This window comes from Kordiimonas aquimaris, assembly GCF_025574485.1.
In the GTDB taxonomy this organism is placed as follows: Bacteria; Pseudomonadota; Alphaproteobacteria; order Sphingomonadales; family Kordiimonadaceae; genus Kordiimonas; species Kordiimonas aquimaris.
Genome location: NZ_JAOBPO010000002.1, coordinates 568,562 through 589,496 on the forward strand (window position 1 = coordinate 568,562; position 20,935 = coordinate 589,496).

The 20,935-nt window shown below is 47.4% G+C and carries 20 protein-coding genes; 15 read left to right on the top strand and 5 right to left on the bottom strand.

Annotation, left to right across the window (positions count from 1 at the left end):
- The first annotated feature begins 163 nt into the window (after nucleotides 1–163).
- Complete coding sequence (locus OEU88_RS08460) at nucleotides 164–1,513, top strand: dihydrolipoyl dehydrogenase family protein (protein WP_262694718.1); 1,350 nt, start codon at nucleotides 164–166, stop codon at nucleotides 1,511–1,513.
- 10 nt (nucleotides 1,514–1,523) lie between these two features.
- Here the strand turns inward: OEU88_RS08460 and OEU88_RS08465 are convergent, their stop codons facing one another.
- Entirely contained in the window at nucleotides 1,524–2,138 is a 615-nt protein-coding gene (locus OEU88_RS08465; RefSeq protein ID WP_262694719.1) for a TetR/AcrR family transcriptional regulator, read from the bottom strand.
- A 139-nt stretch (nucleotides 2,139–2,277) separates the two neighbouring features.
- On the opposite strand from OEU88_RS08465, the gene OEU88_RS08470 reads away from it, so the two are divergent.
- Together OEU88_RS08470 and OEU88_RS08475 are read left to right on the top strand one after the other, a co-directional pair.
- Nucleotides 2,278–2,589, top strand: a complete 312-nt coding sequence (locus OEU88_RS08470) for a YciI family protein (RefSeq protein WP_262694720.1) — start codon at nucleotides 2,278–2,280, stop codon at nucleotides 2,587–2,589.
- A gap of 35 nt (nucleotides 2,590–2,624) precedes the next feature.
- Nucleotides 2,625–3,065, top strand: a complete 441-nt coding sequence (locus OEU88_RS08475; protein ID WP_262694721.1) for an MAPEG family protein — start codon at nucleotides 2,625–2,627, stop codon at nucleotides 3,063–3,065.
- 48 nt (nucleotides 3,066–3,113) lie between these two features.
- Here OEU88_RS08475 and OEU88_RS08480 read toward each other — a convergent pair whose 3' ends face one another.
- The gene (locus tag OEU88_RS08480) at nucleotides 3,114–4,259 is read right to left on the bottom strand and encodes a DUF819 family protein (RefSeq protein WP_262694722.1); all 1,146 of its coding nucleotides are present in this window, start codon (nucleotides 4,257–4,259) and stop codon (nucleotides 3,114–3,116) included.
- Nucleotides 4,260–4,358: 99 nt separating this feature from the next.
- The gene (locus OEU88_RS08485; protein ID WP_262694723.1) at nucleotides 4,359–4,958 is read right to left on the bottom strand and encodes a TetR/AcrR family transcriptional regulator; all 600 of its coding nucleotides are present in this window, start codon (nucleotides 4,956–4,958) and stop codon (nucleotides 4,359–4,361) included.
- Nucleotides 4,959–5,112: 154 nt separating this feature from the next.
- Here OEU88_RS08485 and paaZ point away from each other — a divergent pair, with 154 nt between their 5' ends.
- Together paaZ and OEU88_RS08495 are read left to right on the top strand one after the other, a co-directional pair.
- Nucleotides 5,113–7,140, top strand: a complete 2,028-nt coding sequence (gene paaZ, locus OEU88_RS08490; RefSeq protein ID WP_262694724.1) for a phenylacetic acid degradation bifunctional protein PaaZ — start codon at nucleotides 5,113–5,115, stop codon at nucleotides 7,138–7,140.
- Between the two features lie 136 nt (nucleotides 7,141–7,276).
- Nucleotides 7,277–8,083: a phytanoyl-CoA dioxygenase family protein gene (locus tag OEU88_RS08495; protein ID WP_262694725.1), complete on the top strand. Its 807-nt coding sequence runs from the start codon at nucleotides 7,277–7,279 to the stop codon at nucleotides 8,081–8,083.
- A gap of 12 nt (nucleotides 8,084–8,095) precedes the next feature.
- On the opposite strand, the gene OEU88_RS08500 is transcribed toward OEU88_RS08495, so the two are convergent.
- On the bottom strand, nucleotides 8,096–8,536 hold the full coding sequence (locus OEU88_RS08500; protein ID WP_262694726.1) for a PaaI family thioesterase: 441 nt from the start codon (nucleotides 8,534–8,536) through the stop codon (nucleotides 8,096–8,098).
- Nucleotides 8,537–8,666: 130 nt separating this feature from the next.
- Here OEU88_RS08500 and OEU88_RS08505 point away from each other — a divergent pair, with 130 nt between their 5' ends.
- The 9 genes from OEU88_RS08505 to OEU88_RS08545 all read left to right on the top strand — a co-directional run bounded on the left by OEU88_RS08505 (nucleotide 8,667) and on the right by OEU88_RS08545 (nucleotide 16,749).
- The gene (locus tag OEU88_RS08505; RefSeq protein ID WP_262694727.1) at nucleotides 8,667–9,458 is read left to right on the top strand and encodes an enoyl-CoA hydratase-related protein; all 792 of its coding nucleotides are present in this window, start codon (nucleotides 8,667–8,669) and stop codon (nucleotides 9,456–9,458) included.
- A gap of 57 nt (nucleotides 9,459–9,515) precedes the next feature.
- Nucleotides 9,516–10,718, top strand: coding sequence for a 3-oxoadipyl-CoA thiolase (gene pcaF, locus OEU88_RS08510; protein WP_262694728.1), 1,203 nt, complete (start codon nucleotides 9,516–9,518; stop codon nucleotides 10,716–10,718).
- Nucleotides 10,719–10,737: 19 nt separating this feature from the next.
- Complete coding sequence (gene paaK / locus OEU88_RS08515) at nucleotides 10,738–12,027, top strand: phenylacetate--CoA ligase PaaK (RefSeq protein WP_262694729.1); 1,290 nt, start codon at nucleotides 10,738–10,740, stop codon at nucleotides 12,025–12,027.
- 114 nt (nucleotides 12,028–12,141) lie between these two features.
- The gene (paaA, locus tag OEU88_RS08520) at nucleotides 12,142–13,155 is read left to right on the top strand and encodes a 1,2-phenylacetyl-CoA epoxidase subunit PaaA (RefSeq protein WP_262694730.1); all 1,014 of its coding nucleotides are present in this window, start codon (nucleotides 12,142–12,144) and stop codon (nucleotides 13,153–13,155) included.
- Between the two features lie 25 nt (nucleotides 13,156–13,180).
- Nucleotides 13,181–13,480 carry a 1,2-phenylacetyl-CoA epoxidase subunit PaaB gene (gene paaB / locus OEU88_RS08525; protein ID WP_262694731.1) on the top strand — a complete coding sequence of 100 codons (300 nt, stop codon included), beginning with the start codon at nucleotides 13,181–13,183 and terminating at the stop codon, nucleotides 13,478–13,480.
- Nucleotides 13,481–13,504: 24 nt separating this feature from the next.
- Complete coding sequence (gene paaC, locus OEU88_RS08530; RefSeq protein ID WP_262694732.1) at nucleotides 13,505–14,287, top strand: 1,2-phenylacetyl-CoA epoxidase subunit PaaC; 783 nt, start codon at nucleotides 13,505–13,507, stop codon at nucleotides 14,285–14,287.
- Between the two features lie 4 nt (nucleotides 14,288–14,291).
- Entirely contained in the window at nucleotides 14,292–14,825 is a 534-nt protein-coding gene (paaD, locus tag OEU88_RS08535) for a 1,2-phenylacetyl-CoA epoxidase subunit PaaD (RefSeq protein WP_262694733.1), read from the top strand.
- A gap of 53 nt (nucleotides 14,826–14,878) precedes the next feature.
- Nucleotides 14,879–15,952: a 1,2-phenylacetyl-CoA epoxidase subunit PaaE gene (paaE, locus tag OEU88_RS08540; protein ID WP_262694734.1), complete on the top strand. Its 1,074-nt coding sequence runs from the start codon at nucleotides 14,879–14,881 to the stop codon at nucleotides 15,950–15,952.
- Between the two features lie 59 nt (nucleotides 15,953–16,011).
- On the top strand, nucleotides 16,012–16,749 hold the full coding sequence (locus OEU88_RS08545; RefSeq protein ID WP_262694735.1) for a sulfite exporter TauE/SafE family protein: 738 nt from the start codon (nucleotides 16,012–16,014) through the stop codon (nucleotides 16,747–16,749).
- Between the two features lie 5 nt (nucleotides 16,750–16,754).
- On the opposite strand, the gene OEU88_RS08550 is transcribed toward OEU88_RS08545, so the two are convergent.
- On the bottom strand, nucleotides 16,755–17,237 hold the full coding sequence (locus tag OEU88_RS08550; RefSeq protein ID WP_262694736.1) for an Lrp/AsnC family transcriptional regulator: 483 nt from the start codon (nucleotides 17,235–17,237) through the stop codon (nucleotides 16,755–16,757).
- A gap of 182 nt (nucleotides 17,238–17,419) precedes the next feature.
- Here OEU88_RS08550 and OEU88_RS08555 point away from each other — a divergent pair, with 182 nt between their 5' ends.
- The gene (locus tag OEU88_RS08555; RefSeq protein ID WP_262694737.1) at nucleotides 17,420–20,914 is read left to right on the top strand and encodes an indolepyruvate ferredoxin oxidoreductase family protein; all 3,495 of its coding nucleotides are present in this window, start codon (nucleotides 17,420–17,422) and stop codon (nucleotides 20,912–20,914) included.
- The last annotated feature ends 21 nt before the right edge of the window (nucleotides 20,915–20,935 follow it).

Sequence of the window (20,935 nt, forward strand, 5' to 3'; positions counted from 1 at the left end):
TTTCATGCAACGTTCATCGCTTGGTGATGTGTTAGTCAGTAAAGCATAGCGTCTGCATATACGCTTCATGAATCAATTTGAACTCGTTAATAACTTCATATTCATTAATGTTGTAAATATATAAGTTTACAACGTTAATGTATCCATATTGGGAGAGTTATCTATGGCGCATCATAAGTTTGATACAGTAATCATCGGTGGCGGAAATGCTGGTTTTGGGGCTTCATCTGTTTTGGCTGAAGCAGGGAAAAGTATAGCTTTTGTCGAGCAGGAAGACTTTGGTGGAACGTGCCCAAATCGTGGGTGTACGCCTAAGAAGATTCTTGTTGCAGCTGCTCAGGCAATGGATCAAATTTCCAAAGCGGAAGTACATGGAATATCGGTTGGTGCTCCAAAATTGGACTGGGCCAAACTGATTGAACGCAAAGATGATATGATTGGCTTTATCCCGGATGCCATGGCTGGCCTGGCAGAGAAGAGAGGGACTGTATTCCGCGGCGTTGCACAATTTACAGGTACAAACACCATCAGTGTTGGAGAGGATACACTTGAAGGCGATAACATCGTTATAGCTACTGGGTCTATACACCGTCCCTTAAATATCTCTGGTGCAGAGCACATGATTACCAGTGATGAAGTTTTATCAGAGCCGGAACAACCAAACGAAGTAGTTTTCATAGGCGGAGGTGTCGTCGCGCTGGAATTCAGTCATGTCTATGCACGCGTTGGTACAAAAGTAACTATTCTGGAGATGATGCCAGAGTTGTTGCCGCGTATGGAGCCGGCGGCTGTTCAGCAATTGCGAGCAGAAACGGAGCGCCTGGGTGTGACTGTACATACTGGCGTATCTGTTGACGGTGTTAAACAAGCAGGTAAGGCGCTTCAGGTGTCATTTGACAAAGACGGTAAAAAGCAAAGCGTGACTGCTGATCGTGTTGTGAATGGTGCAGGTCGTATAGCAAATGTTACAGGGTTAGCGTTAGATGTTGCTGGTGTTGAAGTGGATGCTGGTCGGGTGGTGATTAATGATCATCTTCAATCTGTTAGTAACCCTTCTGTTTGGGTCGCCGGTGACGCTATAGTCGGTGCGCCGCAGTTGTCACCAACGGCAACTTATGAAGGACAAATAGTTGGGCGCAACATTAGAGACGGCGCAACTGAAAAGCCTGATTACTCTGTGTTGCCAAGTGCCGTTTATACGGTGCCTTCACTGGCAACAGTAGGTATGACCGAAGAGCAGGCTAAATCTAAATATGCTAATGTGAAAACATCTATAAATGATATGAGCGGCTGGTTTTCCGGTAAAAGCTATGCAGAGTCAGTTGCATGGTGCATGGTATTAGTTGATGACGATACTGATCAGATAGTCGGTGCCCACATGATCGGTCATAATGCAGATGATTTAATTCATGTATTTTCACTGGCGATGAAACACAAAATAAGCGCAACTGACATCAAAAATTCAAGTTTTGCCTATCCAAGTTTTTCCTCCGATATCAAAAATCTTATTTAATCCCGTGTGGTTAATGTGAAGTTTTACTGATGTGTTTTGCCGTAGCGTGAGCTGCGGCACGCACTTCGTTTGCTAGCGAAGAGTCAGGCAGGGTGCGTGCCAAAACCATGCCGCCCACACACAAGGCTGCAATAGAGAGGGCATCTTGCCGCCGCTCGCCCTCATTTTGTTCAAGGTTTTTCTCAAACAGCCATACCATTGCATTAAGCAGTTCCTGATACGATTGTTGTACTTCAGGTGTTGCGCGCGCTGCATCAGATGGTAGTGCGATCATGGGGCATTGCCCATCCAGATCACCCAAGTGTTCTGCAGAAAGGTAACTATCAATCATACGGGTTGCCATTTCTGGGTGAATGTTACCAGGTTCAATGCCCGCTTCATTGCGCCATTCAGCGCCGCGCCCCATTAGAAAGCCTGATACAGCGGCACTAAACAAGGCATCTTTATTTTTAAAGTGGTTGTAAAATCCGCCGCGTGTGAGGCCAGCATTTTTCATTACCATATCAATAGTAACCCCATGATACCCGTGGCGATTAAATAAAATCCGCGCTGATTCAACAATTTTAATACGGGTCTTTTCTTTATGAGCATTGCTGTACGGCAAAAGCTTTCTCCTGTTTCCCATATGCTAGCAAGTTTCTAAAAATGTTCTTTAACATATATAGAAATGTGAAATACGTAATGCAATTAAACCAAAAGCCATGCGTTTCGATAGAACCGCGTGTGCATAAATATTGATGCTCATTTAAATGAAAGAGAAGATCATGCAGAAATTTATCCTTGCATACCAAGGTGGTCAACAGCCCGAAACACAGGAAGAAGGTGCGGCGCAAATGGCTAAATGGCATAAATGGACCGAAAACCTCGGTAGCGCAGTAATTGATCCCGGTATGCCGATTGGTAAAGCTCAGGGCGTAACCGCTGAGGGTGTTAATGCTGCCGGGGCACTTAGTTCGGTCAGCGGTATTTCAATCATTCAAGCTGAATCCATCGATGACGCTCTTAAAATGGTTGCAGACTGTCCGTATCTTGATATTGGCGGCACTGTGGATGTTGCGCCAGTGATGCAAATGTAGCAGCAGACAAAATAACAGAACTTGGGGGAAATGAAATGCAATCCATTCTCGAAACTATGCCGCAATTGGCAGCATATCAAACGGCACTTCTCGTGCTGGCAGCGTTATGCCTTATTGTACTCTTACAGTCATTTCTGGGGGCACCATTAGCGTTTATTAAAAATGAACAGGTTCCCGGTGCACCACTTCAGGGGGACCATGCGTTGTTCAGCTTCAGGGTGCTGCGAACTTATGCTAACTCGGTTGAAAGCTTGCCTGCATTTGGGTTTCCGGTTTTACTTGCTGTGCTGGTCGGTGTTGATGCCGAAATGGTAAACCTGCTAGCAGTTATACACCTGGTTTTTCGGTTAGCGTTTTGGGCGGTTTATTATGCCGGCATAGGCAAGCCAGCGGGTGGACCGCGAACATTATGTTATGTGGGCGGTTTGCTTTCGAATGTTGTTTTGATCGTTATGGTAATACTTCAATTAGCTTAAAACCATAAATGACCGCAGGTAAAACTCTGCGGTCATTATTCGAAAGCACTAACTATAGAAGGCGTGAATGGCAACGCCCAGAAATGTTGCGATAACATAGCCAAATACACCGCACATGATGCCAGGTGTGACAAGATTGTTCCAGCCTTGGCTTGCTGCGACTGCAGCCGCTGACCCAGGGCCTGCGCAGCAGGCATTGCCTCCTGTTATCATCTCTGGCACTGACAGCTTAAGCATTGCCGACCCTCCAACCAAAACAATGAGATGCACAACAATAACGATTGTTACAAATACAATCAGCGTACTGGCTGATCCCACGAGTTGACCGATATCTGCTCCGGCACCAATGACAAAGAAAAATACATAAAACATCAGCATGCCGGTTGCAGCTTCACCTTCCAGTTTTTGCATGTGTTTTGGAAATGCGTTGGCAACAAGCACAGCAAATATAGTTATAAACAAGATGCTGAAATGAGGAACCTTGATAAGGTCCGTGATCAGGTTGCCGAACCATGCAATGAGAGCAGCAAGCCCTAATGCGCCAGCAACCTGTGGTATGTCAAATTTTGCCAAAGCTGGTGCGGCAGTATCAGTATTTTCTTGAGCTTGTTGTACAGGATTTTCAATATTTTTTTGTCCAAGCCAACGGTATAAAAATGGCCATGAGACCATGCTGACAAGTAGTACTAAATACAAGGAACCAGCCACATTATCGGCAGCAATGGCTGCAGAAAAAAGCGTGGGATCGTTGAGTTGCACTGTTTCGGCGACTGCAACGAAGTTGAGTGACCCACCAACATAGGTCGCGGTGTACATGGCAGCCAGTTCTGGTGCGCGGGCACCTATATCAACTGTGGCCATAGCAACAATAACGCCGAGTATTGTTCCAGCCGTGCCTACAAAGAATGCAATAAGTGTACGGCCGCCTTCTTTAAAAATTGTGCGTATATTTGCTTTAAACAACAAGAGCGGTATTGCGAGCGGGACAAAAGTATCGACAAGGGCGCTGTATAGCGGTGCCTGAAATGGAACAACACCTGTGTTGGCAAGTAATCCTCCGCCCAGTAAAACTAAGGATACTGCAGGAAAATGTTTGCCCCATGGCTTTCGTTCCATCCATGTACCTAAAGCAACGATTAGAAATATAATCGCAAGCAATCCTGGTACATTGGTGCTTTCGATGAACGTATCCAAAACAGTCCCTCCCCAAAGCCATCATTTAGATATGCTTATACTCAAGCATGTTTTGCCCGGCTTGTCACATGGAGACACGGAAGGCGACAACATGAACGCCTATTTTTTGAGAGAATGCACACCGTTCATGAAAATGTCCGACACTAGCTGACCTAGCTGATCAGGCGTGATCGGCCCTTTGGGGTCATACCAGGTATACGTCCAGTTGATCATTGAAAGCAGTAGTAACGACAATACGGTGCCGTTAACATTATCTGCTTTTTCTGACTTCATGCTGTCCGCGAGCATTGTGTTCAGGATTTGGATAATCTTGTCCTGAATGGCTACAATTTCACGATGTTGTTCATCTTTCAGGTGCGTTAGGTCGTTGACCAGAATGCGATGCCTTGGCCCCGCGTTTTCATAAAAGGTCATAAAGTTTTTCAGCAAGGCTGTGACGCGGTCCACAGCAGGGGTATCCATTGCAGCACAGCGTTCGGCTTCTGTGTGCAATTCAGTTACGTGTTCTTTCATGCACTGAAACAGCAATTCATGCTTGGACTTGAAATAGTGGTAAATCAGAGACTTTGACATGCCGCAGGCATCAGCGAGCTGATCTATTGAAGCTTTATGATAACCATGCTCGGCAAACATCTCGGCTGATTTCTCAAGAATCAGTTGTTTTCGCTTACCATAATCAGGCGACAAGGGGCGTGCCATGAATGCTTCCTTAAACCAGTGATGGTTCTTAATTAGCGAGGCATGCATTGCATAGTCAAGGCAGGACATGACATGAGTGCATAATTAATTGACTACTCGGTCGAATAATTCTACCACAAGCATAGATGATCCATCAATTTTGGGAGTAACCAACGTGATTTTAGGTAGCTTTGCAGAAGGTCACTGGCATACGCCGGTTAATGGCCGCGATGTTTTGGACGCAGTAACAGGTGATGTTATTGCGCAGATTTCAAGTGAAGGCCTCAACTTTGAGGCCATGATGCATTACGCCCGCAATGTGGGCGGCCCAGCACTCAGGAAAATGACATTCCATCAGCGTGCATTGATGATCAAAGAGCTTGCGATAAAGCTGAATGAATATAAAGCTGAATTTTATGAGCTTTCGTATGCTTCTGGTTGTACAAAGGCTGATACATGGATCGACGTGGACGGTGGATTTGGGACACTGTTTACCTATTCATCAAAAGCACGTATCGAGCTGCCGGATGAGCCCTTCTACACCGAAGGCAACACCGAGCAATTGTCACGCAATGGTACATTTCTTGGCCAGCACGTTATGGTGCCTCTTCGCGGTGTGGCTGTTCATATTAACGCATTCAACTTCCCAGTTTGGGGTATGCTCGAAAAGCTTGCGCCAACTCTGATCGCTGGCGTACCGCTGATAGTAAAACCTGCTTCAGGGACTGCATATCTGACTGAGCGTGTCGTGCGCCGCATGACAGAAAGTGGCATTTTGCCGGACGGTGCAGTGCAACTGGTGTGTGGTAGTGTTGGTGATATGTTTGATCATCTGACGTGCCAAGATTCGGTCGCGTTCACTGGCTCTGCAACCACCGGCATGATGTTGTCACAGCATCCTGCCGTTACCAAAAATGCAGTGCGGTTTATTTCCGAGCAAGACTCGCTTAATTCATCAATTCTTGGGCCTGATGCAACACCGGAGGCGCCTGAATTTGATTTGTTTGTAAAAGAAGTCGTGAACGAGATGACGACAAAGGCGGGGCAGAAATGTACTGCCATTCGCCGCGCCATCGTGCCGAAAGACCTTGTTGAACCTGTAAGTGAAGCACTGAAGGCGCGTTTGGCTGACGTTAAAATCGGTAACCCACGTTTGAAAGACGTGCGCATGGGTGCGCTTGCTAATATGGGTCAACGCCGCGAAGTGTATGACCGAATTAACGAGATGGCAGAAGAAAACGAAATTCTGTGCGGTGGCACAGGTGCGTTTGATCTCGTGGATGCAGATTATGCCAAAGGTGCGTTTGCAGCACCGACGGTGATGTACTGCGACAAGCCATTCGAGAAGCTCAAGGCCCACAATATTGAGGCCTTTGGCCCCGTGAGCACGATCATGCCTTACGATACAGTGGATGATGCCATCACACTAGCCAACATGGGCGAAGGCAGTTTGGTTGCTTCACTGTTTACACATGACAACAATGTTGCGCGTGATGTCGTGATGGGTGCAGGTGCATACCATGGCAGGCTTGCTATTATCAACCGGGACAGTGCCGAAGAATCTACCGGTCATGGCTCACCGATGCCGCATCTAAAACACGGTGGTCCGGGCCGTGCCGGTGGCGGCGAGGAAATGGGCGGTATTCGCGGTGTAATGCATTATATGCAGCGTGTTGCGGTGCAAGGCTCACCGGATATTATCACCGCAGTAACCAATCGCTGGACCAAAGGCAGTTCGGAAGCGGTTGATACGGTACATCCGTTCCGCAAGAATTTCGATGAAGTTGAGCTTGGCACCACATTGCATACCAAGGCGCGCACAGTGTCTATGGAAGATATTGAGCATTTTGCCAATTACACAGGCGATACGTTTTATGCGCACATGGACGAGGAAGCGGCAGCCGCCAACCCGTTTTTCGGTCGCCGTGTAGCACATGGTTATTTGTTATTGTCATTTGCTGCAGGCTTGTTTGTTGACCCGGCACCAGGACCGGTTCTAGCGAACTACGGTCTGAATGATTTGCAATTTATGCAGCCGGTTTATCCGGGTGATACAATCAAAGTGCGTTTGGTGTGTAAAAGTAAAAAAGGGCGCCCAGGTCAAATATACGGCGAAGTGCGCTGGGACGTCACAATCACTAACCAAGACGATGATGTGTGTGCAAACTATGAGCTCTTAACACTTAACGCGCGCGCAGAATAAAAACTAACATCATAACCATCAACGGCATCTGCTTCGCTGCGGATGCCGTTTTTATTTGTGTGCCTTCGAAATCTTGTTATTCGTGTATTAATTGATAGTTCCTGATGGGCTTCACGATGTTAAAGAGATAACAAGTATGCTGACCGAGCAGCAACGTGCAGAATTCGATTTACATGGTATATTGAAAGTAAAATCATTGCTTTCAGAACAGGCTGTATCGCGTGCACGGCACGCAATCTTGTCCCGATTTGAAGCGTTGGGTTTATCCCGGCGCGGTGAATGGCGGCTTGAGGGGCGATCACGAGCAAAATGGCCGGACAAAGGGTATAGCGCCAAGGCGGTTGGCAACAAGATTGAGGAGGTTGAAAACCTGCTTGGTGAGCCCGGCGTCGAGCCAATTGTCGGTAGTACTCTGGAACATGCTAACCTTGATCATCAGATGTTCAAACGCCCACAAATACTTGTAACGCTTCCCAATAAAGGGGAATGGTTTATCCCAAAAGATGGCTGGCATGTTGACATTGCTCGTATCGGAAGTGGGCGGCGGCCCGGTGTTCAGGTTTTTATCCTGCTGAGTGAGATTAAGCCGCAAGGTGGTGGCACTCTCGTGGTTTCAGGGTCTCATCGCCTTCTCAACAATGACGGTTTTATTCGTTCAAGGGATGTTGCCAAGCAAATACAAAAAAAGCCGGGCTTTTGTAAGCTGATGTCTGAGATTGAAAGTGCGTCAGGTGAGCTTTTAAGGTCGGAGGACAGCAAACACTCAAATCAACAAGATGACCTGTCCATTGTTGAATTAACAGGCTCTCCCGGAGATGCCTATTTTATGGATTTGCGTGCTCTTCATAGCGCAGCACCTAACATCAGTGATCATCCTAGAATGATGGCTACACATAGGTTTTTGCGCGCCGACACGCTGCCTGAACTTACACTCAGTAAGTGATATTAGTATAAACTATTTTGGCGCAATGATCATGTTGGTGGCGATAGCAGTTGCAACCACAATGCCGCCGCTATTTTCTATGTCTGCTTTGCAGAAGTGTGCTGTGCGCCCCTTGCGAGTGAAAATTGCTGTTGCAGTAAACCTGCCGGGCATTGCCGGTTTTAGGAACTGTGTGTGCAGATCGGTTGTTGCAACCAGGTAATCATCTTCGATGGTTGCAAGGCTTAGCATCGCCATTGCGAAATCAAGCATGGATGCAATGATGCCGCCCTGCACCACGCCGCCGCCGTGAAGGTATTCGCCCGAAACAGTAAATGCGCAGGTGATCGAACTATTGTCCAAGTCCAAAGAAATGAGTGTTGCGTCTAATTGTTTCGCAAATGGTGAATGAAAGCGTGATGGGATATTGTTGGTCGCAATTGCATTCTTTAAGTATGTTTGTTCAATATCCACAGTCACATTCTCCTGATGTGTTAGCTAACCAAATTGACACAACAGGCATTTTAAATTACCAGAATGACTGGTCAATGAATTAAAATTCGCACGGCCCTCTATCCCTGCAATCCAAGCTACAGGAGCCATCATGTCGTATGAAACCATTTTGTTTGATGTTGAAAGCGGTGTCGGTACGCTGACATTAAACCGGCCTGATCTCTTTAATGCGGTAACGGCACAAATGCTGGGTGAGATTAAGCAAGTGCTGAACATTGTTGAGACTGATGATAATATTCGCTGCTTATTGCTGACAGGTGCAGGCAAAGGATTTTGTTCGGGGCAGGACTTAAACGACAGAAACGTGAGCCCTGGCGCAGAACGACCTGATCTTGGATGGACACTGCGTGATGGATATGGCCCTGTAGTGACACAATTATACGAGCTAAAAGTGCCAACAATTTGTGCTGTAAACGGTACAGCAGCGGGTGCGGGTGCAAACCTTGCGCTGGCTTGCGATATGGTTATTGCATCGGAAAAAGCCAAGTTTATTCAGCTTTTCAGCAACATCGGCTTGATCCCGGATAGTGCAGGTACGTGGATATTGCCGCGCCTTGTTGGTATGGCACAAGCCAAAGCGTTGGCGATGACTGCCCGCCCGGTTATGGCAGAAGAAGCGGTAAGTATGGGGATGATCTTCAAGGCGTCGCCTGCAGATAGCTTTATGAGTGAGGCTAAAGAATTAGCGGAGAGCCTTGCCACACGTCCGACGCTTGGTTTTGCATTAACCAAAGAGGCATTTCATGCGTCATTCCAGAATTCGCTTAGCGATCAACTTGATCTTGAGCGCAAACTGCAACGTATCGGTGGTTTTTCAGATGATTATCTTGAGGGTGTGACAGCCTTTAAAGAAAAACGTGCGCCGAAATACAAAGGCAAGTAATTTTTAATTCAACAGGTGATGCCCCAAGCTGTTACCTGCTATTTCAGGAGATTTCCAATGGATGCATTTATTTGTGACGGTGTTCGCACACCGATCGGACGCTACGGCGGCGGTTTGGCACACCTGCGTGCTGATGATTTGGCCGCACTGCCGCTGAAGGCGTTGATGGAACGCAATACAGATGTTGATTGGGCGTCAGTTGACGATGTTTATCTTGGTGCCGCGAACCAGTCCGGTGAAGATAACCGTAACATTGCGCGCATGGCTGTGTTGCTCGCTGGTATGGGTGAGAGCGTGCCGGGTTCTACGATCAACCGCTTGTGTGGTTCGGGCATGGATGCCATCTCAATGGCGGCACGTACGATCAAGAGCGGTGAGGGCAGCTTGTTTGTGGCGGGCGGTTCCGAAAGCATGTCGCGTGCGCCGTTTGTAACCGGTAAAGCAACATCTGCGTTTTCACGTAGTACAGACGTATTTGACACGACAATGGGCTGGCGGTTTGTAAATCGCTTGATGAAGGCACAGTACGGCGTGGATAGTATGCCCGAAACAGCTGAAAACGTAGCGGCAGATTATGGTATTTCACGTGTTGATCAAGATGCTTTCGCTCTTAATAGTCAGGAGCGCGCAGCGCGTGCTAAAGCCGAAGGCTTTTTTGACGGTGAAATTATTCCTGTTGATGTGCAGGTTAGTCGTAAGCAAACAATTACTGTTTCTGAGGACGAGCATCCACGTCCTGGTTCAAACCCAGAAAAAATGGCTAAACTTCCTACGCCTTTCCGTGAAAGCGGTACGGTAACTGCGGGCAATGCTTCTGGTATAAATGACGGTGCATGCGCCGTGATTGTTGCGTCTGAAGCTGCGGTGAAATCAAACGGCTTGACGCCAAAGGCCCGTATCGTGGCAACGGCTATGGCCGGTGTGCCGCCACGTATTATGGGCATTGGCCCTGCGCCAGCAACACAAAAACTATTGGCCATGACAGGTGTGAGCCTGTCAGATGTTGGTGTGATTGAATTGAATGAAGCGTTCGCGGCACAAGGTTTGGCTGTTATGCGTGAGATTGGCTTACCTGACGATGCTGAGCATGTGAATCCGAATGGTGGTGCAATTGCGCTTGGGCACCCACTTGGTATGAGCGGTGCACGCCTTGTGTTAACTGCGGCGCGTGAATTGCATCGCCGCAGCGAACGCTATGCAGTTTGCACAATGTGTATTGGCGTTGGCCAAGGTATCGCTATGTTGATTGAGCGCGTTTAAAAAACAAAAGTGAGCGACTATGGCAGATAGTAAAGATCCGATTGAAAATGCATCCCGTGACGAGATTATGGGACTTCAACTTTCACGAATGCAATGGTCGCTTGCTCATGCTTATCAAAATGTACCTCATTATAAGGCCTCTTTTGACAAGGCAGGTGTGCATCCGTCAGACTTGAAATCACTTTCGGATTTGTCGCGCTTCCCGTTTACAGCAAAAGAAGACCTGCGAAACAATTATCCGTTTGGCATGTTTGCAGTGCCGCAAAGCAAGCTTGCACGCGTTCACGCATCTTCAGGAACAACAGGAAAGCCAACAGTTGTTGGCTATACTAAAGCCGATATTGATATGTGGGCAGAGGTTTGCGCACGTTCTATTCGAGCAGGCGGTGGTCGTCCGGGTGATATGGTGCATGTTGCATATGGTTACGGCCTGTTTACGGGCGGGCTCGGCGCTCATTACGGCGCTGAAAGACTTGGCTGTACGGTTGTACCAATGTCTGGCGGTGCGACAGATAAGCAAATTCAGCTCATTCAGGACTTTAAACCACGCATTATCATGGTGACGCCGTCTTATATGCTGGCGCTTGCTGATGGCTTCGAACGTGCAGGTATTGACCCGCGTTCGACATCTATAGAGATTGGCATTCACGGTGCTGAACCCTGGACTGAAGAAATGCGGCGCGAGATCGAAGAACGCTTCGGTATTGATGCAATTGATATTTATGGTTTGTCGGAAGTGATTGGTCCGGGCGTTGGTCAGGAATCTATTAAAACCAAGGATGGCCCGCATCTTTGGGAAGATCACTTTTACCCTGAAATCATAAGCCCGGAAACAGGTGAGGTTTTGCCTGACGGTGAGGAAGGGGAGCTTGTTTTTACCTCACTGACCAAAGAAGCCTTTCCTATCATTCGGTATCGTACTCGCGATTTGACCCGCTTATTGCCGGGGACCGCCTATAATATGAGGCGAATGGCGCGTATCCGTGGGCGCAGTGATGATATGATGATTATCCGAGGTGTGAATGTTTTCCCGACGCAGATCGAAGATCTCATTTGCGCAAACCCCAAACTTGCGCCGCATTATTATTGTGAAATTAGGCGTGATGGACCAATGGACACGTTAAAGGTTGTAACTGAAGCAGCACTCGATGCTGCTGATCCAGTAACGCGTGTTGTTGAAGCTGAAGTGCTGCAGGAACGAATCAAAATTATGGTTGGTGTCACCGTAGATGTTGATGTTATGGAGCCGGGGGCTGTTCCGCGCTCAGAAGGTAAGGCACAGAGAGTGTTTGATTTGCGCAGAAAATAGCCGTTTTCTAGGCTGTGTTTACCGGTAGTTTCTTGCTGCTAGATAATTAATTGACCAACCATTCATCTAATTCTATAATTACCTTAATAGCCTATAGTCTTAATGAGGTGATTTATGTATACGACCGATCTGCGCACGGCCGAGGAAAAGGCAAAAGCAGCAGCTTTAGAGAAACTGAATGCAAAGCCTGTTCAGCCATCGGATGCTACTTTCCAGGCTCGTATTGACCAAGACGAGTTTATCGAAGCGAAAGACGAGATGCCTGAGGCGTACCGCAAGACGTTAACCCGTCAGATATCCCAGCATGCTCATTCTGAAATTGTTGGTATGTTGCCTGAAGGTAACTGGGTAAAACGTGCGCCGTCTTTGCGCCGTAAGCTTATATTACTCGCTAAAATTCAAGACGAGGCTGGCCACGGACTGTATCTATACAGTGCTGCAGAAACGCTAGGTACGTCTCGCGGTGATATGGTTGATGCCTTGCACAGCGGCCGGGCAAAATATTCGACTATTTTCAACTACCCAACAACAACATGGGCCGATATAGGCGCGGTTGGTTGGCTTGTAGACGGCGCTGCAATTGTGAACCAAATCCCGCTTTGCCGTACATCATACGGCCCATATGCACGGGCGATGGTGCGTGTTTGTAAGGAAGAAAGCTTCCATCAACGCCAAGGCTTTGAAATTATGGCCTCGCTTGCTGAAGGAACGCCTGACCAAAAACGCATGGCGCAGGATGCATTAAACCGTTGGTGGTGGCCTTCAATTATGATGTTTGGCCCAGCAGATGAAGCGTCTACAAACTCTGAACAGTCAATGGCATGGAAAATCAAACGCTTTTCTAATGATGAACTGCGTCAGCGTTTCATCGACCAGACAGTGCCGCAAGCTGAAGCAATTGGCTTAACTATTCCTGACCCGGATCTGAAATGGAATAAAGAGCGCCAATCATACGATTTCGGCGAACTTAACTGGGACGAATTTTGGGCTGTTGTACGCGGAGATGGCGTTTGTAATCGCGACCGTATCGAAGCACGCCGTGAAGCATATGATGAAGGTGCTTGGGTACGTGAAGCTGCCGAAGCATACGCTACAAAACAGCGTCACGTTGCAGTAGCAGCAGAATAAGAATTCAAAGATAAGGAACGGCACAATGACAGGTAGCCCAACAAATGGCGACTGGAGCCTTTACGAAGTTTTCATTCGTTCAAAAAATGGAATGTCACACAAGCATGTTGGTAGTGTGCACGCGGCTGATGACAAGATGGCGCTAGAAAATGCACGCGACCTATACACGCGCCGCAGCGAAGGCGTTAGCATCTGGGTAATCGCGTCAGCGAACATCACGGCCTCAGACCCAGCTGACCATTCAGCTTTGTTTGAACCTGCGGCAGATAAGGTTTACCGCCACCCAACATTCTATAACATCCCTGACGGTGTTGAGAACCTTTAGGCAAATTCGGAAACGGTGAATAACATGTTTACACGTGCAACAGAGTACGGCGTTACGGATAATGCGCTATTTGAATACGCACTTGGCCTTGGTGACACGGCACTTGTTCTGGGTCAGCGCATGGCTGAATGGCTTGGTAAGGCGCCCTCCATGGAGCTGGATATTGCTGCTTCAAACTTCTCGCTTGATCTGGTTGGTCAGGCGCAGCTTTTCCTTGAATATGCTGGTGAAGTTGAAGGCGAGGGCAGGTCTGATGATGATTTATCATTCTTGCGGGACGCGATGTTCTTTCGCAACCTGTTGATTGTTGAGCAGCCTAATCGTGACTGGGGTGTCACTATGGTGCGCCATTTCTTGGTTTCTTCGTTCTTGGTTCTGCAGTATGAGGCACTTGCTAGTTCCAAAGACGAGCGCTTGGCTGGTATTGCCGCCAAGGCACTGAAGGAAATGCAATATCATCGACGCTTTTCCCGTGAATGGGTTGTTCGCCTTGCTTGCGGAACGGATGAAGGAATGAAGCGCATTACGCGTGGCTTTGATACCTTGTGGCGTTTTACTGGCGAGATGTTTGAACTAGCAGACTTTGAAGCAAACCTGGTCAACGGCGGTATAGCAGTGGATGTGCGATCACTGGAGGCGCCTTGGACGACTGCTGTTGATGATCTGCTGGCTGAATGCGGTATTGAAAAGCCAACAGCATTACAAATGATAACCGGACGTTATCTAGGGCATCATACGGAACACCTTGGTCATATTTTGTGCGACATGCAGTATATGCAGCGCGCCTACCCAGGTGCCAAATGGTAACTTGATGGTTGTTGAGCCGACATATCAAATGCCAGCCAATGACGCGGGGGTTTTGCCGCCCACCATTGATGGTATATGGTCGCTTTTGCATGAAGTGAATGACCCTGAAGTACCAGTTATCAGTGTTGTTGATCTAGGTATTGTGCGGGATGTTCGTATTACTGGCGAGATAGTTACAATTGATGTGACGCCAACTTACTCAGGTTGTCCTGCAACTAAAATCATTGAAGCGATGATCAAGGCTGCTGTTGAGAGCAAAGGCTACACCACGAACATCAATACTGTTATTACACCGCCGTGGACTACGGATTGGATTAGCGATGAAGGCCGGGTCAAATTGCGTGAATATGGTATCGCACCGCCTGAAAATGGTGCTGAAGCAAAGGCTAGTTTGCTGGGTATTGATCCTGTTCTTTCCTGCCCTCAATGTAATTCAACAGATAGTGAGCGCATTAGTGAGTTTGGCTCTACGGCTTGTAAGGCGCTTTATAAATGCAAAAGCTGCCTGGAACCTTTTGAATATTTTAAATGTATCTGACCTTCGCCTCAATATTAGGTGAGTGAAACTGGTGGATAAGTGAGAATAAATCGATGAAAAAATTCCATGATTTGACGGTAAAAGAAGTTAAACGAGAAACACCTGAAACCGTATCACTTACGTTTGACGTGTCCGCAGGCGAGAAAAATCTGTTTGCTTATAAACAAGGCCAGCACCTGACGGTTAAAGCAATGATCGAAGGGCAGGAAATCAGGCGTTCTTATTCAATATGTAACAGTGTTGCCGACGATGAATTAAAAGTAGCGGTCCGTCATGTTGATGGGGGTGCATTTTCAACATATGCGAACATGGATTTGAAAGCTGGTGATGTGCTGGAGGTTATGCCGCCGCTTGGTCACTTCTATATTGACCTGGAGCCAGAGAGCGCGAGGAATTATTTAATGGTGGCGGCGGGCAGTGGTATAACGCCTATTCTTTCCATCATTAAAACAACGCTTGAAACTGAACCGAATGCGCGCGTTACATTGCTTTATGGTAACAGAACGGTTGAAAGTACGATTTTTCGGAGTGAGATTTCACAGCTTAAAAATCGGTTTCTAGATCAGTTTACCTTCTTCCACTTCATGTCGCAGCAGCCGCTTGAGGTTGAGTTCTTCAACGGACGTTTGGACGGCGCAAAAACAAAAGCGTCTGTTGAGCGGATATTAGCAGGTCAGCGAATTGACCACGCTTTTGTTTGTGGACCGCAAGCGATGATTATGGATGTTGCAGGCTCGCTTAAAGAATGCGGCCTTGATGAAAAGCAAATTCACAGCGAACTATTTGGTACTGGCGAAGGTGCGCTAGAGGCGCCTGTGCGCCGCGCATCCGCGATTGCACAAGCAAGCAAGGCTGAGCTCGAAATCATCATTGATGGTGAACTGAAGCGTGTTGCCATGCCAGATGGTGAAACTAATATTCTTGATGCCATGGCAGATGCTGGTGTTGATGCGCCGTTTTCATGCAAGGGCGGTGTGTGTGCTACGTGTCGAGCTAAAGTGCTGGAAGGTGAAGTAGATATGACGCTGAACTACGGCCTTGAAAAAGAAGAGATTGCTGCAGGCTTTGTGCTAACCTGTCAGTCGTTCCCCAAAACGGACAAAGTACGTTTGTCGTTTGATGAATGACATGTACTAGCGGTGTAGATATACGCTAGGCAATTATAACCAGCCAGAAGAAGTAGGGCATGGATGAACTGATAATCTTTGCCCTTTCTATATTTCTAATTGCGGGTGTTGTTAAAGGCGCGCTGGGCATTGGTATGCCCACAACTGCGATTGGGATTCTCTCACAGTTCATCGACCCGCGTCTTGCAATAACGCTCGCCGTTATTCCCGTACTTGGTGCCAATATCTGGCAAGTTTACCGCGCAGGTGACGGCATCAGCGCTTTTATGCGATATCGTTACTTTGCGGTTAGTCTGTTTGTAGTGATCTTCGCCAGTTCATTCATTGCAGCAGCAATTGAAACCGATGTTTTGGTCTTTGTGCTTGGGACAATCATTGTTTTATTTGCACTTACCAGTTTGATATATGCGGCACCTCGCATACCAGGTCATATTGACCGCAGTGCTCAACTGATTGCTGGCGCGCTTGGCGGTTTTTCTGGTGGGTTGACAACCATCTGGGGCCCACCAATGATAATTTATTTGTTAGGGCGTGCTGTTGAAAAAGAAGAATTTGTCCGCGCTACAGGCGTGCTGTTGATTGCTGGCAGTGTGCCGTTAACTATTGGTTATTTTCTGAACGGTTTAATGGATTTCGAAACTGCCAAGCTTTCGGCGTTTATGCTTGTGCCTGTTTTAATAGGCTTTGCCATTGGTGAAAAAATACGCACACGTTTCAGTACGGCATTTTTTCAAAAGCTCATATTATATGTATTTCTGTTGATTGGCCTGAATTTACTGCGACGCAGTTTGTTTTAGTGGATTTATGAGCGCGCTATTTGATCAACAGGAATTTCTGTTGTTTGTTTTATTTCCCGCAACGTGATGCTTGAGCGAACACGCGAGACACCCTTTAGTTTAAATAGAAAGCCTTGCAGAAAATGATCGAAGTCGTTGATGTCAGCAGCGACGACACGTAGTACGAGGTCAGCATCCCCCGTTGCTGTGTAACATTCGAGAACGCCAGGGTGTGCGATAATCTCTTGCTCGATTTCTTCAACAATTTTGTAACGTTGCCGCTCAATGGAGATATGTACAAAAGCACACACGTTGTACCCCATTTTTTCACGGTTCAATACGGCACGGTAACTGTCGATAATTCCGCTTTCTTCCAAGGCGCGTAGTCTGCGCCAGCATGTGGCAGTTGATACATTTGCTTGTGTTGCCAATTCCTGCGTAGAAATGCGGCAGTTATTTTGTAACACTTCAAGAATCCGTTGATCCTGCTTATCAAGTTTTTCCAGCATGGCTTTTCAATCCACATTACTTTTATATGTGAAATATACATATCATATATCTACACATATAGAAAAATATAAGCATTATTATACCAATTTAGTGTGAAGAATGAAAAGAATTGACCAATGAATTCTGTTATAGTCGTTGCAGAATTGGGCCAACCATTTGATACAAGAAAGAGACACGACGTATGTCCACTGACACACAGATCGGGGCTGTTTCCCCTGTGCTTGATGATTATGAACTGAATGATCGTTATCGCCGCGAGGAAGGCCGTGTATTTCTGACCGGGACACAGGCGCTTGTTTCCATTCTTTTGATGCAGCGACGCAGTGACCGCAAGAAGGGTCTTAATACAGCTGGTTTTATCAGTGGCTATCGTGGTTCTCCACTTGGTGGTGTTGACCAGGCGCTGTGGCGCGCGGACAAGTTCCTGAAAGACAATGATATCAAGTTTTTGCCTGCTATTAATGAAGATTTGGCTGCAACAGCTGTGCTTGGCACACAGCAGGTAGAAACAGAAAAAGACCCGTTGGTGGATGGCGTATTTTCTATGTGGTACGGCAAGGGCCCCGGTGTTGATCGTGCCGGTGATGCTTTGAAGCATGGTAATGGTTATGGTTCCTCACCTAACGGTGGTGTGCTCGTTGTTGTTGGTGATGACCATGGCTGTGTGTCTTCCAGCATGTCACACCAGTCAGATGTAGCCCTGATGGCTTGGTATATGCCGACCCTTAACCCGGCCAGTCTGTCTGAATATATTGAATTTGGGCTCTATGGTTACGCATTGTCGCGTTATTCAGGCATGTGGGTTGGTTTTAAAGGTATATCTGAAACAGTTGAAAGTGCGGCGTCTGTCGAGATGCCTGACATTGTAGATTACAATATCCCAACCGATTTTGAGATGCCGGAAGGCGGACTAAATTACCGTTGGCCTGATCTGCCTGGCATGCAGATTGAAAGCCGTATGAAAGGCAAGGTTAAGGCGGTGCGTGCTTTTGCCCGCGCTAATCCAATTGACCGCACGGTGTTTAATAATCCGGAAGCCAAGTTTGGGATCATCACTACTGGGAAGGCATACCTTGATGTGATGGAAGCGCTTGCGCAGCTTGATATTGACGAAGCGCGGGCACGTGAAATTGGTATAGATATATACAAAGTTGGTATGGTGTGGCCGCTGGAGACGCAAGGTGCTCAGCGTTTTATGGCCGGTAAAGACGAAATTCTTGTTGTGGAAGAAAAGCGCGGCATTATTGAAAGTCAGCTTAAAGAATACCTGTATGACCGCGATGTCGAGAAGCCCAAACGCATTCTTGGTAAGCATGATGAAAACGGAGATACGTTAATTTCGTGGGTGGACGAACTTTCACCGTCTATTCTTGCACCAATTCTGGCTGATCGTATTGCTAAGTTATTTGGTAAGGCAGACTTTAAAGGCTCCTTGTGCGCACTTGAAGAAGCTGGCGAAAGCGTAGCGGCCCCAGCCGGTGCAAAGCGCGTTCCGTATTTCTGTTCAGGCTGTCCGCACAACACGTCAACTAAAGTGCCTGAAGGCTCACGTGCGCTAGCTGGTATTGGGTGTCATTTCATGGCGTCCTGGATGAACAGGGATACGACAGACCTTATTCAAATGGGTGGTGAAGGCGTGAATTGGGCGTCCAAGTCAATGTTTTTGAAGGAAAAGCATATTTTCCAGAACCTGGGTGACGGAACCTATTATCACTCTGGTTTTATGGCGATTAGACAAGCCATCGCTGCAAAAACAAACATCACATACAAGATCTTATATAATGACGCTGTTGCCATGACGGGCGGCCAGCCAGTTGATGGTATTTTGAGCGTTGGCCAAATGGCGAGCGAACTAAAAGCCGAGGGTGTTAAGAAGGTTGTTATCGTTAGCGATAACCCTGAGCAGATGCGAAAGTTGGGCGGATATCCTGCCGGTACGGGCGTTTTCCACCGTGATGATATGGACGCAGTGCAGCGTGACCTACGTGAAATCGAAGGTACAACGGTTCTTATTTACGAACAAACCTGTGCAGCAGAAAAACGCCGCCGCCGTAAACGCGGCACATACCCTGACCCAGCCAAGCGTATTTTTATTAATGATCTGGTGTGCGAGGGTTGCGGTGATTGTGGTAAGCAATCTAACTGTCTTTCCATCATCCCGAAAGAAACACCTTTGGGCCGCAAGCGTGCGATTGATCAATCTTCATGCAACAAAGATTATTCATGTGTGAAGGGCTTTTGCCCCAGCTTTGTTTCGGTTGAAGGTGGTGAGCTGAAGAAACCAGAAACGCGTGACTTCAGTTCAGAACTAACAAAATTGGTAGCAGATTTGCCTGAACCTTCCATTACCAGCATTGATCGTTCGTATGACCTTCTCGTCGGCGGTGTTGGTGGTACGGGTGTCGTTACGATTGGTGCAATCATTACCATGGCGGCTCACTTGGAGGGCAAGGGCGCATCTGTCCTGGACTTTATGGGGTTTGCTCAGAAAGGTGGAACGGTTCTGAGTTATGTTCGTCTTGGTGAAAAGCCCGAGAACATTAATCAGGTGCGCATTGATAATGGCGCAGCGTCTGCCGTGATCGTGTGTGATCTGGTTGTTGGTACTGATCAGCGATCACTGAATGTTATGCAATCCGGTAAAACACGTGTAACAGCCAACACAGAAGTAATCCCAACAGCAGATTTTATCAAGGACCGGAACATTGACTTTGGCCAGCACCTGCGCCTTAAGACACTTAAGGATGCATGTGGTACAGAGAATGTATCGGCCATTGATGCCAGTGCCATCGCTCGCCGTTTGCTCGGTGACCTTGTGTTTTCGAACATGTTCTTGCTTGGCTATTCATGGCAGCAGGGTTTGGTACCTGTCAGCTTTGATGCCATAGACCGTGCGATTACACTTAATGGTGTCGCTGTTGATAAAAATAAGCAAGCCTTTGCGCTTGGCCGCGCGGCAGCAGTGGATGCCAACATGGTCAATATCGCTGCAGGTATTGTTGAAGCGCCAGCAAAACCAGAAACGCTTGAAGAAATTGTTTCACGTCGCTCTGCTTTTCTGACCGATTATCAGAACGTGGCTTATGCACAATCATATGAAAGCTTCGTCACTGAAGTAGCGTCGAAGACCGAAGGCTTGCCTGACGGTGATGCGTTTGCACAAACCACTGCACGTTATCTGTTTAAGCTGATGGCTTACAAAGATGAATACGAAGTTGCACGCTTGTACACGGACGGTCAGTTTAAAGAAAAATTGTCCAAAGAGTTTACTGGAAACTTCAAAATCAAGTTCAATATGGCTCCACCCATTTTCAACCGCGGTCTTGATGCTGATGGACGACCACGCAAAAGCCAGTTTGGTGGGTGGATGATGCCTGTGTTTAAAGTGATGGCGCGTATGCGCGTACTGCGTGGCACCAAGTTGGATGTGTTTGGTATGACGGAAGAACGCCGCATGGAACGCCGCCTGATTACTGAATATAAGCAAGACATCATGGACATTGTGAGCCGCGTTAATGCTGAAAATATGCCAACGGCACTTCGTATCGCTGCGTTGCCGGATGACATTCGTGGATTTGGTCCGGTGAAAGAAGAGTCTGTTGAAAAAGTTTCAGTTCGCCGTGAGCGTTTGCTGAAAGAGTTTGACGGCGCGCAACCTGCCGCTAATGTCGCGTAATTCTGCGTTTGATTAAGATAA

Coding starts and splice junctions, on each gene's coding strand:
- OEU88_RS08460 (WP_262694718.1), top strand. CDS start 164: ATGGCGCATCATAAGTTTGATACAGTAATCATCGGTGGCGGAAATGCT.
- OEU88_RS08465 (WP_262694719.1), bottom strand. CDS start 2,138: ATGGGAAACAGGAGAAAGCTTTTGCCGTACAGCAATGCTCATAAAGAA.
- OEU88_RS08470 (WP_262694720.1), top strand. CDS start 2,278: ATGCAGAAATTTATCCTTGCATACCAAGGTGGTCAACAGCCCGAAACA.
- OEU88_RS08475 (WP_262694721.1), top strand. CDS start 2,625: ATGCAATCCATTCTCGAAACTATGCCGCAATTGGCAGCATATCAAACG.
- OEU88_RS08485 (WP_262694723.1), bottom strand. CDS start 4,958: ATGGCACGCCCCTTGTCGCCTGATTATGGTAAGCGAAAACAACTGATT.
- OEU88_RS08495 (WP_262694725.1), top strand. CDS start 7,277: ATGCTGACCGAGCAGCAACGTGCAGAATTCGATTTACATGGTATATTG.
- OEU88_RS08505 (WP_262694727.1), top strand. CDS start 8,667: ATGTCGTATGAAACCATTTTGTTTGATGTTGAAAGCGGTGTCGGTACG.
- pcaF (WP_262694728.1), top strand. CDS start 9,516: ATGGATGCATTTATTTGTGACGGTGTTCGCACACCGATCGGACGCTAC.
- paaK (WP_262694729.1), top strand. CDS start 10,738: ATGGCAGATAGTAAAGATCCGATTGAAAATGCATCCCGTGACGAGATT.
- paaA (WP_262694730.1), top strand. CDS start 12,142: ATGTATACGACCGATCTGCGCACGGCCGAGGAAAAGGCAAAAGCAGCA.
- paaB (WP_262694731.1), top strand. CDS start 13,181: ATGACAGGTAGCCCAACAAATGGCGACTGGAGCCTTTACGAAGTTTTC.
- paaC (WP_262694732.1), top strand. CDS start 13,505: ATGTTTACACGTGCAACAGAGTACGGCGTTACGGATAATGCGCTATTT.
- paaD (WP_262694733.1), top strand. CDS start 14,292: ATGGTTGTTGAGCCGACATATCAAATGCCAGCCAATGACGCGGGGGTT.
- paaE (WP_262694734.1), top strand. CDS start 14,879: ATGAAAAAATTCCATGATTTGACGGTAAAAGAAGTTAAACGAGAAACA.
- OEU88_RS08545 (WP_262694735.1), top strand. CDS start 16,012: ATGGATGAACTGATAATCTTTGCCCTTTCTATATTTCTAATTGCGGGT.
- OEU88_RS08550 (WP_262694736.1), bottom strand. CDS start 17,237: ATGCTGGAAAAACTTGATAAGCAGGATCAACGGATTCTTGAAGTGTTA.
- OEU88_RS08555 (WP_262694737.1), top strand. CDS start 17,420: ATGTCCACTGACACACAGATCGGGGCTGTTTCCCCTGTGCTTGATGAT.